15 protein-coding genes are annotated in these 13,642 nt (G+C 40.0%); 10 read left to right on the top strand and 5 right to left on the bottom strand.

Annotation, left to right across the window (positions count from 1 at the left end; genetic code table 11):
- The first annotated feature begins 397 nt into the window (after positions 1–397).
- From WFH04_RS14075 to WFH04_RS14060, 4 genes are all read left to right on the top strand, one after another.
- Positions 398–1,606: a MalY/PatB family protein gene (locus WFH04_RS14075; RefSeq protein WP_336824691.1), complete on the top strand. Its 1,209-nt coding sequence runs from the start codon at positions 398–400 to the stop codon at positions 1,604–1,606.
- A gap of 140 nt (positions 1,607–1,746) precedes the next feature.
- Positions 1,747–1,992, top strand: coding sequence for a hypothetical protein (locus WFH04_RS14070; RefSeq protein WP_336824690.1), 246 nt, complete (start codon positions 1,747–1,749; stop codon positions 1,990–1,992).
- A 209-nt stretch (positions 1,993–2,201) separates the two neighbouring features.
- Positions 2,202–2,798, top strand: coding sequence for a hypothetical protein (locus tag WFH04_RS14065; protein ID WP_336824689.1), 597 nt, complete (start codon positions 2,202–2,204; stop codon positions 2,796–2,798).
- A gap of 122 nt (positions 2,799–2,920) precedes the next feature.
- Complete coding sequence (locus WFH04_RS14060; RefSeq protein WP_336824688.1) at positions 2,921–4,114, top strand: class I SAM-dependent rRNA methyltransferase; 1,194 nt, start codon at positions 2,921–2,923, stop codon at positions 4,112–4,114.
- A gap of 200 nt (positions 4,115–4,314) precedes the next feature.
- Here WFH04_RS14060 and WFH04_RS14055 read toward each other — a convergent pair whose 3' ends face one another.
- From WFH04_RS14055 to WFH04_RS14040, 4 genes are read right to left on the bottom strand one after another with little or no spacing between them, the layout of a single operon-like run.
- Positions 4,315–4,725 carry a DUF3021 domain-containing protein gene (locus tag WFH04_RS14055; RefSeq protein WP_336824687.1) on the bottom strand — a complete coding sequence of 137 codons (411 nt, stop codon included), beginning with the start codon at positions 4,723–4,725 and terminating at the stop codon, positions 4,315–4,317.
- Entirely contained in the window at positions 4,722–5,180 is a 459-nt protein-coding gene (locus WFH04_RS14050) for a LytTR family DNA-binding domain-containing protein (RefSeq protein ID WP_336824686.1), read from the bottom strand. Before WFH04_RS14050 ends, WFH04_RS14055 begins: the two co-directional genes overlap by 4 nt.
- On the bottom strand, positions 5,158–5,973 hold the full coding sequence (locus WFH04_RS14045) for an ABC transporter permease (RefSeq protein ID WP_336824685.1): 816 nt from the start codon (positions 5,971–5,973) through the stop codon (positions 5,158–5,160). Before WFH04_RS14045 ends, WFH04_RS14050 begins: the two co-directional genes overlap by 23 nt.
- A gap of 12 nt (positions 5,974–5,985) precedes the next feature.
- Positions 5,986–6,705 (bottom strand): ABC transporter ATP-binding protein, encoded by a 720-nt coding sequence (locus WFH04_RS14040; protein ID WP_336824684.1) that lies wholly within the window; start codon positions 6,703–6,705, stop codon positions 5,986–5,988.
- Between the two features lie 406 nt (positions 6,706–7,111).
- Between WFH04_RS14040 and WFH04_RS14035 the strand changes: the two genes are divergently transcribed.
- From WFH04_RS14035 to WFH04_RS14010, 6 genes are all read left to right on the top strand, one after another.
- The gene (locus WFH04_RS14035; RefSeq protein ID WP_336824683.1) at positions 7,112–7,651 is read left to right on the top strand and encodes an AAA family ATPase; all 540 of its coding nucleotides are present in this window, start codon (positions 7,112–7,114) and stop codon (positions 7,649–7,651) included.
- Entirely contained in the window at positions 7,645–8,175 is a 531-nt protein-coding gene (locus tag WFH04_RS14030; protein WP_336824682.1) for a GrpB family protein, read from the top strand. Before WFH04_RS14035 ends, WFH04_RS14030 begins: the two co-directional genes overlap by 7 nt.
- Before the next feature lie 43 nt (positions 8,176–8,218).
- On the top strand, positions 8,219–8,917 hold the full coding sequence (uppS, locus tag WFH04_RS14025; protein ID WP_336824719.1) for an undecaprenyl pyrophosphate synthase: 699 nt from the start codon (positions 8,219–8,221) through the stop codon (positions 8,915–8,917).
- Between the two features lie 87 nt (positions 8,918–9,004).
- Entirely contained in the window at positions 9,005–9,769 is a 765-nt protein-coding gene (locus WFH04_RS14020; protein ID WP_336824718.1) for a DUF817 domain-containing protein, read from the top strand.
- Between the two features lie 104 nt (positions 9,770–9,873).
- Positions 9,874–11,562, top strand: a complete 1,689-nt coding sequence (locus tag WFH04_RS14015) for a methyl-accepting chemotaxis protein (RefSeq protein WP_336824717.1) — start codon at positions 9,874–9,876, stop codon at positions 11,560–11,562.
- A gap of 13 nt (positions 11,563–11,575) precedes the next feature.
- The gene (locus WFH04_RS14010) at positions 11,576–12,292 is read left to right on the top strand and encodes a hypothetical protein (RefSeq protein WP_336824681.1); all 717 of its coding nucleotides are present in this window, start codon (positions 11,576–11,578) and stop codon (positions 12,290–12,292) included.
- Positions 12,293–12,359: 67 nt separating this feature from the next.
- Here the strand turns inward: WFH04_RS14010 and WFH04_RS14005 are convergent, their stop codons facing one another.
- A complete protein-coding gene (locus WFH04_RS14005; RefSeq protein ID WP_336824680.1) occupies positions 12,360–13,154 on the bottom strand; it encodes a nucleotidyltransferase domain-containing protein in 795 nt (264 codons plus the stop codon).
- Positions 13,155–13,642 lie beyond the last annotated feature (488 nt).

The raw sequence follows: 13,642 nt of genomic DNA, 5'->3' as shown, positions 1-13,642 counted from the left end.
GCTGCTGCAATGAATGAGGAAATTCCGGAAATTCGCGTAATCTGTGTAATGGTGTAGCTCCATCACTTAACCAAAGCGAGGTTTCCGTGCATGTTTAGAAGAGTTGTGGATAATAATAAACTAACGACTTATATTCGAGGGTTATCTTTATTATCTGCATTCTATAATGGGTGCTATTCCGAATTAATAATAAATGTCCAATTTCTTATTTAAAGGTATTGGACTTTTTATATGTATTTTTGGTGCAATAAAATAGGTTCAAACAACTCCTAAAGTGATTGTTTAGCAATTATACGCCTTTCTTAAGTAATTGCCTATGAATTAGCAAAATTCCATATAGACGTTCTCACCAAGTTGGCGTATTGTTGAATAAATGAGAAAACGGGAGTGATTGGAAATGGACGCGAAGGAATTTTGCGAGCGATATGCAGTGGAGCGGAAAGGGACGAATTCGTTGAAGTGGGATGCGTTAAAGGATCGTTTTGGTGATCCGGATTTGCTTGCAGCTTGGGTTGCAGATATGGAATTTAAAGCGCCGGAAGCTGTCTTGGACGCGTTGCAGCAACGAATTGCACATGGCGTGTTCGGTTACTCCTACGTTCCGGACTCCTTTTATGAGGCATTTATTAAATGGGAGAAGGAGCATCACGGCTATACAGTCGAAAAGGAGTGGATCCGCTTTTCAACTGGCGTCGTTACTGCGCTTTATTGGTTCGTCAACGCTTTTACGAAGATAGGCGATGCTGTCATACTATTGACACCCGTTTATTATCCTTTCCATAATGCAGTGAAGGACAATGGCAGGAAATTGGTAACTTGCGAGCTTGTGAATGAAAATGGAAACTATCATATTGACTTTGATGCATTCGAAAAAAGCATAATCGACAATGATGTAAAACTGTTTATCCAATGCTCGCCTCATAATCCAGTCGGCCGTGTCTGGACAGAAAAAGAATTGAAGACGATCCTATCCATTTGCAAAAAACATGATGTCCTTGTCGTTTCTGATGAAATTCACCAAGACCTCGTCATGGAAGGACATCAGCATATCCCTTCGGCAATCGTTGGTGGGGGAGCATTCGCACACAACCTTATCACTGTAACGGCTCCTTCGAAAACGTTTAATTTGGCGGGTCTGCTTACATCGCAAATTATTATCGAGAACGACCAGCTTCGTACACAATTTGATAACTATGTGAAAACAGTGAACCAGACAGAAGTGAATATACTTGGACTGACTGCTGCTGAAGCGGCTTATCGGCATGGGCAGCAATGGCTAGATGGGTTGTTATCTGTTATTGAGCATAATTACAATCATGTAAAGCGACATTTGAATGAACAGGCGCCCAATATACTAATTTCTCCTTTAGAAGGGACGTATTTGATTTGGCTCGATTTAAGGAATGTCATCGATGCAAATCAGACAAAGGAATTCATCCAAGACCGTTGCCGGATTGCTGTCGATTTCGGGGAATGGTTTGGCGAAGAATCGAAAGGTTTCATTCGTTTAAATATGGCGACAGAGCCACGATTTGTAGAGCTTGCCGTTGAAAATATCCTATCCAATTTAGAGGATTTTGCAGTCGTCGGTAAATCATCTGAATAAGCTTTTTAAATAAAGCTATTTGCTTGAGTGGCAAGTGTCTTTTTGACTATTGAAAATCACATTTTTACCCTCTGTTCGGCTGTTGCCAAATGTGTATTAATATAATACGATGAAAACAAAAACGAACGGAGGGGCACGAAATGATGCATGTAATTGTCGGCAGGACGATAGGCAATGACAAGATTATCAAGCGACTAAGAGAACAAGGAGAAGTTGACATTATCGTTATCGATGATGAACATGAAGGACCGCCTATGTATGACGGGGACGTCGTCATTTATTCTTCAAAACAAGCGGAAGCTTTTTTAAAGGATAATAAAGACGTCAAATTCCACTCATACAAATGCCGACACCCGCTCATGAACATAGAGCATTATGAGTTCTAATTTGCAGATTGATTAAGAATTATGCCGCAGCATCCCTTCCTTGTGCGAACAAATTGAAACTTCACCCAACAGTCAAACGTATATATAGATAGAGAGAGTAAGAAATAGCTTCCTAAAACCTAAGACGTAGATGATTTACATCTGTAGACGGTTTAGCTTCCCATAAAGATTGTACATACTTGTAGAGAGAGTAGTTAGGGGTTGAATGAATGGGAAAAACAATCTATATCGTTTTGACGGCAACCGGTACAATGCTATCGAAAGCTATTGGCGTGTACACGAGGATGGACTTGAATCATGCATCGATCGCTTTCGATGAGCAGTTGAACGAGATCTATAGCTTTGGCCGGAAGCAGCCGAACAATCCGTTTAATGGTGGTTTCGTCCGCGAGAATGTTGCTGAGGGAATTTTTCATAATGCAAGCTGTGCAATCTATCGATGTGAGGTTTCCCCCGAAGCGTATGAACGAATCCGAAAAAAAATTATCCAGTTCCAATTAAATCAAGAGAAGTATAAATATAACTTCATCGGTTTGTTTGGTGTCTTACTGAACAAAGAAATTAAAAGAGAGCATGCTTATTTTTGTTCTCAATTTGTAGCGACTGTTATGCAGGAAAGTGAAAAGCACCGTCTTACGAAAACGCCTTGCTTAACGATGCCGCATCATTTGACGACATTGCCTCATTTACAGCCGGTTTATGAAGGCGACTTGCAGACGTATTTAAGGATGACAAGGGGAACAGATACAATTCGTCCAATGCGAATGAGCTTGTTGAAAAGTCTTGCATTCCGTATATTAGCTTGATTGAAAAGCTCCACGATAGGGGGCTTTTTTAATTTCTCAAATTGTTTTGAGATACATTTCCTTTTCGCATTTCGCAACCATTCATGCGATAATGGGTAAAATAAGACATAGAGGATGACAAGATGACGAAAACAATAGATGTGCAAGTAAATGCACAAAGTATCGCTGCTTTTAAAAAAGGTTACCCGCTTATTTTGAAAGATGCAGTTGTTAACCCGGAAGTGCTTCAAGAGGAAGGAAGCTTCATCCGCCTTGTCGACCAGTATAACCATTTCATTGCTAAAGGTTATTATGGCAATCAAAATAAAGGGATTGGCTGGGTTTTAACGCGCAAAGATGAAGCGATCGACTTTGACTTCTTCGAATCAAAAATGGCTGCTGCTTTTGAAAGAAGGAGATCGTTTTTCAAAGATAGCGATACGACTGCCTATCGAGCATTTAACGGAGAGGGCGATGGCATCGGCGGTATGACGATCGACTATTATGACGGATATTATATGGTTAGCTGGTATAGCGAAGGCATTTATTCCATGAAGCATCATGTTTACGGCGTGTTGGACAAGATAACCGATTATAAAGCAATCTACGAGAAGAAACGTTTTGACTCGAAAGGGCAATATATTGAGCAAGATGATTTCGTGAAAGGGACCATAGGTGATTTCCCGATTATTGTGAAGGAAAATGGCATGAACTTCGCTGTAGATTTGAACGACGGTGCGATGACGGGTATTTTTCTCGATCAGCGGGACGTTCGGAAGGCGATTCGTGATCGTTATGCGGAAGGGAAGCATGTGTTAAATACATTTTCCTACACAGGAGCATTTTCAGTCGCTGCAGCGTTAGGCGGCGCGACGAAAACGACGAGCGTTGATTTGGCGAAACGAAGCTTGCCGAAAACAATTGAGCAATTCAGCGTCAACGGAATTGATTACGAAGCACAAGATATTAAAGTGATGGATGTTTTTGATTACTTCCGTTATGCAAAGCGGCATGAATTGAAATTTGACATGGTCATCCTTGACCCACCAAGTTTCGCGCGTTCGAAAAAGCATACATTCAGCACCGCGAAGGATTACCCATCCTTACTGAAAGACACGATCGCGATTACTGAGAAAAAGGGCATCATCGTTGCTTCTACTAACAACGCAACATTCGGCATGAAAAAATTCAAGTCTTTCATTGAAAAAGCATTTACCGAAACAAACACGAAATACAAAATTTTGGAGGAGTCTTCTTTGCCGAAAGACTTCAGAACAAACCGCGACTTCCCAGAGTTCAATTATTTGAAAGTCGTTATTTTGCAGAAGCTATCATAAGAAAGGAAGCCATCTTTGAAATGGAGGTGGCTTTTTGTTCGTTTGATGAAGTTGGAGGTATCATATCGACCGATCGCAACGCAAAATGCTCGCATCACAACGCAGCATAATCCAGCGGCACACCACAACTCCATAGCCTTTTCAACATCAAAAAGTCCAAAAACTGTTTCGGATCATTCGATTCCAAAACAGTTTTCAGCTTATAACTGATTCAGTTCATCGTTCAATTTATTCGCTTGCTGCTTGAAGTACAAGTAAAAGGATAGCCAAATGATTGCGTAGAATACGATGAAGATGCAAAGCATAGTGATGAATCCTTTTATTGTAAACGGCACCCATCCGATGACGAAGGCGGCAATGAAATATAAGACGGTTACGGATAGGAAGTGTAAAGCGGTTTGCACGGGCAATGTCAGTTTTTCATTTTCGAACAGCAAAGGTGTTACTGTGAAAAACCAGCCGCAAAATACGGTACCTAATGCATTTTTAGAAAGTATGGCAGCGTCTAACACATCGTTATTGCCTACGTGGATGACGAGCAAAATCGTCAATAGTGCTAGAAATGAGCCGAAGAAGATTCCTAATATGCTTCTAATGAAAAATGTCTTCATCCATTTTTCCTCCTGTTCATTTTCAATGCATCTTTAATGGCGCTTACGTAAGTTCTCGATACGTATTCCTTCGCGCCTGATTTGAAGTGGACGCATAATGTTCCGTTGAAGGAAGCTTCGAAGCGGCTCAGTTCGTGCAAATTTGCAATGACTGATTTGGACAGTCGAATGAACTTCGTAGATGGCAGTATTTCCTCCAATTCATATAATTTCTCTTTCAAAGAAAAGGACCCTTGCGAGGTGACAGCAACGACTCCTTCTTTTTCCGTATGAAAATAATGAATCTCATCAGGCTTTAAAATATGTTGCATTTCACCATCGCGCCCAACTAAAAACTCGGTCCGTTTTCCTTTCAGAAAATCAACAATTTCCTTTATGGAATCATCCACTTCATTGCAATGGATGGTTACTTTAGGTTCCTCATATAGCTCATCAATGTCGAGTGTAACTTTCATTTTGTGTATCCTCCCCCAGGTTCCTATTAACAGGATACCATTTGAAAGAAGATCTTAGGAGTCTATTTGCAAGATTCAAAGTAACGAGCGAAATCACTATAAGGATCAAAATATAGCCGATCGCTACGAACGTCGTCGTGCCCCATTCCAACTGTCCGTTCCAAACGGCAATGAAAAGTTGATTCATATGATAAAGGGGATTCAAATTAGCGATTACTTGCACAAATTTTGGCATCATGTCAATCGGCATCGCGAAACCGCCTGTAAACAACACGACTTGGAAGATGACGATCGAAAAGACGAGAGCACCATTCATACTTGTGAATAAAGCGTAAATCGCTGACGAAATGATGAGCAATGCAGCATTGAATAACAGGAACACCCCAAATGACAAGACAAAATTGATTGGTTTAAAGGAAAGATCGTAAGCGATCATTCCAATGAAAAATACAAGGAAATAGCCGATACTCGTAATGATAAATGACTTTAAAATGTTGGATAGCAGTAATGTACGTTTCGGGACTGGCGATAAATTAATACGTTTTTCAACTCCGGTCGTCCGATTCATCACTTGATCGAAACCGAAAGCGAAGAAGACGACACCGAATGTAATGAGCAAAATGAATGAAGGTGTGTACGTTTCTGCATAACTGAGATTGCCTGCATAGGTGGCATCCCCGAACAGTTGCCCCATGAACAAGTAGGTAGCTGGTGGAACGATGATCGTGAATACCATATAAAAAATTTCCCGAGTAAACATGAGCAAATCGTACTTTAATTGTGTGAGTAGCATGTCAAGTCCTCCTTATATAGACACTTTTGATAAGTAAAAGTCGTTAATGGATTTATAGCCGGCAGACAAAATCCCTTCCGTCGAATCAAACACTTCATTGATGCCTTCATTCAACAGCATCACTTTATCGCAATACAGCTCAACTTCGTCCATATTATGCGTTGTCAAAATGACCGTGCCGCCTGTTCGCTTGTTGTAGTCAGTTATATACGTCCAAAGCATATTTCGCATATGCGGATCAAGGCCGGTCGTTGGCTCATCTAAAATGAGCAGTTTTGGTTCGGATAAAAAAGCGATTGCCAAACTAACAATTTGCTTCCATCCACCCGATAGTTTATCGAAATACTTTTTTCGATGAGGCTCTAACTTAAAATCTTTTATGATCTGCTCAACGTCCATAGATGAGTTGTAATATGCTTTGAACAGTTTCAGCAGTTCAACTACCTTCAAGGTTTTATAAAACTGCGTCGGTTGCAAAACGGCTGATATGTTTTTCCGTAGATGTTCAATCTGTTGCGTCGATAAAGTGCGCAATTCTGAGCTCAACACCTTCACATCCCCTTCATCATAAGGCTTCAGTGTCATCAATATTTCTAAAAAGGTTGATTTGCCCGCACCATTTTTGCCGATGACCCCAATAATTTCGCCTGCATTCGCATTAAAATTAATTCCTCGTAAAACGATATTTTCCCCATACGCCTTTTGTAAATTATTAACGTGTACAATTTCCATTTCAACATCCCTCCGCCGCTGTTCTTTGTTACTGTTACTATATCCGGATCAGTCGTAGCGGTCTGCCGTTTTTCGATGACCGGCATATTTTTGGATGTCAGTTGCGTAAAAGCGCCAGTCAGATGCATGAGTGGAAAAGGAGATGACAAAGTCATTGTAGAAATACCTTATGGAGAGGGGTGGCACGATAGTTTCATTGCACCCGATAAAACGAAGCAAATTGAGGATCTCTACGAAAAAGAACATTATTTCACAAGAGAATTATGGAGTGGCTATGTGCACACGATAATTCGATTTTTCGGAAAATAATAGGCTTGCAAGGGAACCACATCGATGAAGAATTCGTCACAGAGAATCATGCAATAGCAATGTACGAACCATTTCTTATATACGAGGAGGGCGGGAAATGATTATTATGATCAACGGCACATTCGGCGTCGGCAAGACGTCGGTAGCAAATGAACTGCTCCGCAAACTAAATGGAGCAATGCTGTTCGACCCGGAAGTGGTCGGGTTTATGCTGCGCCATATTATACCGGCTGATATAAAGTTGGAGAGCGAGAAAACAGGGGATTTTCAAGATTTGAATATGTGGAAGCCGTTGACGGTAGAAGTCGCGAAGCAGTTGCGAAAGACGTATGGTAAGGACTTGATTGTGCCGATGACGATTTATAATAAAGATTATTTTGATGCAATTCATAGCGGATTTATGCAATTCGATTCGGAAACGTACCATTTCTGTCTGACGGCGGATAAGGAAACGATCCATAATCGTCTTCGTGAACGGGGTGAGGAAGAAGGGAATTGGTGCTTTGTGCAAACAGATAAATGTCTTGCAGGGTTTGAAGATCCATCTTTCGGACAATTCATATCGACAGAAGATGTTGGCGTGAGAGAAATTGTAGAATTCATTTGCAAAGAAATCGGAGCAAAGTCCGTATGTTAGGTTTAAATAAAGATGTTGTCGCCTTAATGCCGCATGACGAGGAATGGAAGGCATTATTCGAGCAGGAGAAACTGTTGTTGGAATCGCTCATCGGTAAGCATGTCGTCGATATCCAGCATATCGGGAGCACTGCGATAGCAGGGATTGCGGCGAAGCCGATGATCGATATCCTCATCGGTGTACGCTCGATGGATAATGTTAAACATTTCGATAAAGACAAACTGAAGGATGCCGATATTTACCATTTAGGGCGGGTGGAAATCGAAGGGAAGGCAGTGTTCGCCAAGTTCTCCAATTTGGATGAATTGACGAAGACCCATGTTTACCATGTTGTGGAATATGGCGGTGACTGGTGGAAGCAACATACTTTTTTCAGAGATTATTTGAATGGGAATCCTGATGTCGCCCGAAGATATGAATCGTTGAAAAAGGGATTGACGTTGCAATACCCAGACAACGAGCGACAATATACGGATGCTAAGAAAATGTTTGTGGATGAAGTGCTAAAGTTGGCCGAGATGTGAACAAGTATGGCAAGAAAGGGGTTTGGTGTTTCCTGTGAATAGTATGATTCCACACCATATTGCAATTATGATGGATGGAAACGGCCGATGGGGAAAGCGAAAAGGGCTTACTAGAAGCCAAGGGCATTATGCCGGATCCAAAACGATGGAAAAGATAATTATGGACTCTTTAGATATCGGAGTAAAGGTGCTAACCTTGTATGCATTCTCCTCTGAAAATTGGAAGCGGCCAGAAAAAGAAGTTCACTATTTAATGGAGCTACCTGTAAAATTTTTCAAAGAAAAGTTACCGAAATTCATGGAAAACAATATAAGAGTTCATGTTTCAGGAGATATTGATAATTTGCCAATGCGCACTAAATTAGCCGTTCAATCATCGGTAAACGAAACGAAAAATAATGATGCTTTAATTGTTAACTTCGCATTAAATTATGGTGGAAGAAATGAAATCCTATTTGCCGTAAAAGAAATTATTGAGGGAATAAAAGAAGAAAAGTTATCAATAAGTAGTATCAATGAAGAACTAATCGAAAATTATCTTTACACAAAAGGATTACCGGATCCGGAAATTATTATTCGAACCGGTGGCGAGAAAAGGCTTAGTAATTTTTTGTTATGGCAATCCTCGAAGTCTGAACTATGGTTTACAGACACTTATTTTCCGGACTTTAATAAAGCGTTATTACTACAAGCAATTCGTGAAGTTCATAAAAGAAAAAAACGATCAAATACGGATATGTAAAGTTGGTTTTTTAAAATGATAAATTTTTTTAGATTACGGTCAAAACAATCGTGTATTCATCCAGAGAAAATGTCGGAGCTTACCATTATTAGAGCAGTAAAACAGCTTGTCCACTTTGGTTGGCAGCAAGCGCTATCGTGTTTATTTCCAGTCGTTATTTTCGCTTCATTAGCGTTGACAAAAATTATTCCTCTCCCATTTTTGCCGCGTTATGACTGGCTTCTACTCATTTGCATTTTCATGCAATGGTGGATGTTGCGTTCAGGGCTTGAAACGAAAGATGAACTAAAGGTCATTACGTTATTTCACTTAATTGGGCTGACTCTTGAAATTTTCAAAGTAAATATGGGCTCTTGGTCTTATCCGGAAGAAGGGTTTTTCAAAATTTTTGGCGTCCCTTTGTATAGCGGGTTCATGTACGCAAGTGTTGCGAGCTACTTATGCCAAGCGTGGAGAAGGCTCGATGTCAATCTCAATAAATGGCCACCGTTCTTTGTCGTTGTGCCCCTTGCGGCAGCGATTTATTTGAACTTTTTTACGCACCACTTTTGGATCGACATTCGTTGGTGGTTATCGGCGCTTGTCATTATCGTCTTTTGGCGGTCATGGGTGAACTATAAAGTGAATGGCGTCCAGTATCGGATGCCAATTGCTCTTTCATTCGTCCTAATCGGTTTTTTCATTTGGATCGCAGAAAATATCGCAACGTTCTTCGGTGCATGGCAATATCCAAACCAAGCCGATGCATGGAGTCTCGTTCACCTTGGAAAAGTTAGCTCATGGCTATTATTAGTGATTGTCAGTTTTCTCATCGTGGCGACGTTGAAGCAAGTGAAAGGAAAAAACCTGTAAGCTGCCGAATAAACTTAACAAACACTTTACATCATACTTTGTCCCTATAACTTATAATCATAATTGACTATAGTTTTTTGTTAAGGGGATGCATTGATTTGAGAATGACAGTCGGAAAAAAGCTATGGGTTGGATTTCTTGCAATACTAATTATTGTGATCGTCGTCGGTGCGTCCGGATTATGGGCTTTATCCAAATTGGATGCAGATTACCGTTATTTAATTGACGACAAAATACAAAACGTTGTGTTGTTGGAACAATTATTATCTGCCCAGCATGCCGATGCTAAAAACATCCGAGGCTATATCATTTACCAAGATCAATCGTATATCGAACAAAGAAATGAAATTATGGTTGCCATTAAGGAAAAAATAAAAGCATTAGAGAAAGCGATCCATACAGCTTCCGCCCGTACAATTTTGAAAGAGGCGAAGGAAACGTCTAAAAGTGCTGAGCAAATTAGTGAACTGATTGTCCGAGATGTACAAGCAGGGAATATAGAAAGTGCCATGAACTTGGCAAAAGAGGTTTCGTTTTATCAAGATGGAGTTTCTGCTAATCTTCAGCAGCTAATTCAACAACAGGAAATAGAGCAGAAGAATACTGAGGATCAGCTGCAAAGTGTATTGAAATGGATATATGTACTTATCGGAGGTTTAATCATCGTTGCTATTATTGCAAGTATTGTCATTGCTAAAATCGTTAGCCGTAGCATTGCTATGCCAGTTAGAACAATGACCACTTCTCTTAAAAGATTTGCGCGCGGGGATTTTTCAGCTGGACCGATTGAAGTGCACAATCAAGATGAAATAGGTGAAATGGGTAGAGCGCTGAATGACATGGCCGCAGACTTAAAAGGAATGCTATCAACAGTAAGAGAATCCGCCTTCCAGCTCGCAAGCAGTGCCGAGGAATTATCCGCAAGCTCGGAAGAAAGTCTGGCTGCTTCAGAAATAGTAGCGAAAAGTACTGAACAAAGTTCAATCGCTAGTGATCTGCAAGTAGAAAAAGTGACGGGTGCCCATCGGATCTTGAATGAGATGTTAAGTGGGATTGACCACATTAGTGCTGACAATGAAAAAGTGCAAGCGGAATCAGAAGAAGTTGCTGTTCTCGTCTCGGACGGTGCTTCGCAAATGAGCCATTTTACGAATCAAATTGAGAAAATTAGTGACACATTACAAAGTTCTTCTGAAATGATTAGACAGCTATCTATCCACTCTGAGAGCATTCGACAAGTTACATCTGTCATTACGACGCTATCAGAACAGACGAATTTATTAGCGCTGAATGCAGCAATTGAGGCAGCAAGAGCGGGGGAACACGGGCAAGGTTTTGCTGTTGTAGCGGAAGAAGTCCGCAAGCTTGCCGATCAATCTAAGCATTCCGCTGTACAAATTGGCCGGATGATTGATGAGATGGCTCATGATTTGGAAAGGGCAGTCGTAGGAGCAGAAAAGGGAAGCGGCTATATTGCTACAGGGAGAGCGTTATCAGAAAGTACGAAGAATGTATTCCGTCAAATTGAAAATGCGACACGCCTTATGAATGGCGCCATTCAAGATGTATCGGAGAAAATGAAACAAGTTAGATTGATGACGGATATCGTTTCTGCCGATTCATTACAGATCCAACAAATCGCTTTGCAAGCACATACGGAGGCCCAGTCTGCCAATGCTGCAACAGAAGAGCAATTATCCGCAAACGCCGATATTGCGCAAAACGCACAAACATTATCAACCTTATCTGATCGACTGTTAGGAGAAGTGAACAAGTTTATTGTTTCGAAATAGGAGAGGGGATTGAATGGGCATAATAAAAAATAGGGTTGTTATGGAAACCAACGATAAAGGATATTTATTATACTCTGAAAGTTTTATAGGTGCGTATACAAGAGGAAAAACACGGGAAGAAGCATTATCTAAATTTCAGCTTGAGATTCAAAGATATTGTAAATGGGCAGGTATCGATTTTTCTCCATATAGTATTGTTGAATCGATCATTGTCCAAACTGAAAAAAGCGAATTACGTATCGAGGAAGCTGATTCAGAGGTCATTTTTCATTCCGAAAAAGCCCCTATGTTAGAGCGGGATTATGAAATGTTAAAAAGCCGGGCATTAAAATCTGCGAATGATTTTCAAATCCTTTACGATTCCATTTTGCATAAGGATTATGCGCCTCAAAAGGAAAGACTATCATTTTATGGGCCAGTACCTTCTACCGCAAAGCAAATGTATGACCATACGAATTATGTAACCAATTATTATGTAGGGGAAATTGGAATAAAAATGAAGAACTTGGATAACATTTATGAAAATAGAATTCAAGCGATTCAAGCAATCGAGGATACGGATCGTTTTTTGGAAAATAAAACGTTCAATGGTAGTTATGGAGAGCAGTGGTCACTTCGAAAAGTTTTGCGAAGGTTTATTTGGCATGATTGCATTCACGCAAAGGGAATGTATCGAATGGCTACGAAAAGATGGGGAGAGGAACGCATTTTAAATCCGTTCTACTTTTGAATCCAATATCGAATATCTTATAAAGGAAAACGCTTGATTGGTTGTCAGCTCAAGCGTTTTTTATCGTTCAAAGTACCAATGATAGGATTTCGTCTACCCATTTCAAATTTTCTTTTATTCCTAACTTATTGCATAAGCTTTTATGCACCTTTAAAAACTCTAAGACAATTTCTTTAATGACAAATAAAATTTCAGCGGGTGCTCGACCGCTATGCCATTGTGATAGGAGGTGCAGTTGCCAGTCATGTAATTTACTTCTGTTTCCTTCTAATTTTGACCAATCACCAAATGTATTTGGTTGAATATTTGCGTCCATATACCATCCTGTAATTATGGACAAACGTATGTGGTCAAGGCAATTTAATGCATAGTATAGTTCTTTTCTCATCGCTCTCCGGTATGCTTCATGTACGTAGGCAAAAAACTTAGTTCTCCAAATTTCAAATTCTTCAATGGTTGGAGAGTAAGATAGCTGAGAGGATTGTTCTACAATATTATGAAGGAAATAATCCGTATCATAGAGTATTTTAATGTTTTGCAACCAGACAGAAGGCTGAACATCATTTACTTTATAATAAAACGTATCCACTTTAATAAATGTATTGTAATGAGCGACACTATAATTTGTCCAAGGAAAATCTTCAAAATAGTATACGTTACCCCAGTTATTAGCTCGTTCTTTTTTATTTTGCCTATATTTTTCATACAGATCATCTTTTACGACAATTCGAAGGTCAATATCGGAATATAAGTCAGTATTATTATTTGCTATTGAACCTCCTAAAAATACGCCTAATACATTTTCGTCGTTTAGTAGATCTTTCTTAATTGTATTTAACAAAGTTTCCCGTTGTTTTGGCAAAGCCAAATCTCTTTCCCTATGTATATTTTCCAATCCCACACATACTTATCCAACTCCTTTTGTTTTCATTACTATATCAACTATTTAGTCAATTTTATATATAGTTTTAAGAAAAAGTACTTGTGGCGAAAAATGAGCTATGAAACGAAAAGAGGATTCAGTGACTGTTGACATGCCTACTTGTAGTTCTTTGTATTTGTTTCATCACAATAAAAAAATAACCCAGCCTTGAGCAGAATCATTTAGGATGGGTTACCTCCTCATAAGAACTTACTATGCCAATGGCAGTTCAATGTTGGCGAATTAGATGTTCTCTTAGACTGGCATTTATTATCTTCCCACGCCTATGCAACGATGGAATCAACAACTGTAACTAGTGGATTGTCAACACTAAACTGCACAAAAGTTTTAAGGTCTGCCTGCGTTTGCAGTTGCGACTTGACAGCGAGCCTCTACGGGCATGACTTCCGAGCCAGGACGCCAGCTTC

It is taken from the genome of Sporosarcina sp. USHLN248, from assembly GCF_037144575.1.
GTDB lineage: Bacteria > Bacillota > Bacilli > Bacillales_A > Planococcaceae > Sporosarcina > Sporosarcina contaminans.
Note: the sequence above shows the minus strand (reverse complement) of the source record. Positions and strands in the feature narration are given on the sequence as shown.

Coding starts and splice junctions, on each gene's coding strand:
- WFH04_RS14075 (WP_336824691.1), top strand. CDS start 398: ATGGACGCGAAGGAATTTTGCGAGCGATATGCAGTGGAGCGGAAAGGG.
- WFH04_RS14070 (WP_336824690.1), top strand. CDS start 1,747: ATGATGCATGTAATTGTCGGCAGGACGATAGGCAATGACAAGATTATC.
- WFH04_RS14065 (WP_336824689.1), top strand. CDS start 2,202: ATGGGAAAAACAATCTATATCGTTTTGACGGCAACCGGTACAATGCTA.
- WFH04_RS14060 (WP_336824688.1), top strand. CDS start 2,921: ATGACGAAAACAATAGATGTGCAAGTAAATGCACAAAGTATCGCTGCT.
- WFH04_RS14055 (WP_336824687.1), bottom strand. CDS start 4,725: ATGAAGACATTTTTCATTAGAAGCATATTAGGAATCTTCTTCGGCTCA.
- WFH04_RS14050 (WP_336824686.1), bottom strand. CDS start 5,180: ATGAAAGTTACACTCGACATTGATGAGCTATATGAGGAACCTAAAGTA.
- WFH04_RS14045 (WP_336824685.1), bottom strand. CDS start 5,973: ATGCTACTCACACAATTAAAGTACGATTTGCTCATGTTTACTCGGGAA.
- WFH04_RS14040 (WP_336824684.1), bottom strand. CDS start 6,705: ATGGAAATTGTACACGTTAATAATTTACAAAAGGCGTATGGGGAAAAT.
- WFH04_RS14035 (WP_336824683.1), top strand. CDS start 7,112: ATGATTATTATGATCAACGGCACATTCGGCGTCGGCAAGACGTCGGTA.
- WFH04_RS14030 (WP_336824682.1), top strand. CDS start 7,645: ATGTTAGGTTTAAATAAAGATGTTGTCGCCTTAATGCCGCATGACGAG.
- uppS (WP_336824719.1), top strand. CDS start 8,219: ATGATTCCACACCATATTGCAATTATGATGGATGGAAACGGCCGATGG.
- WFH04_RS14015 (WP_336824717.1), top strand. CDS start 9,874: ATGACAGTCGGAAAAAAGCTATGGGTTGGATTTCTTGCAATACTAATT.
- WFH04_RS14010 (WP_336824681.1), top strand. CDS start 11,576: ATGGGCATAATAAAAAATAGGGTTGTTATGGAAACCAACGATAAAGGA.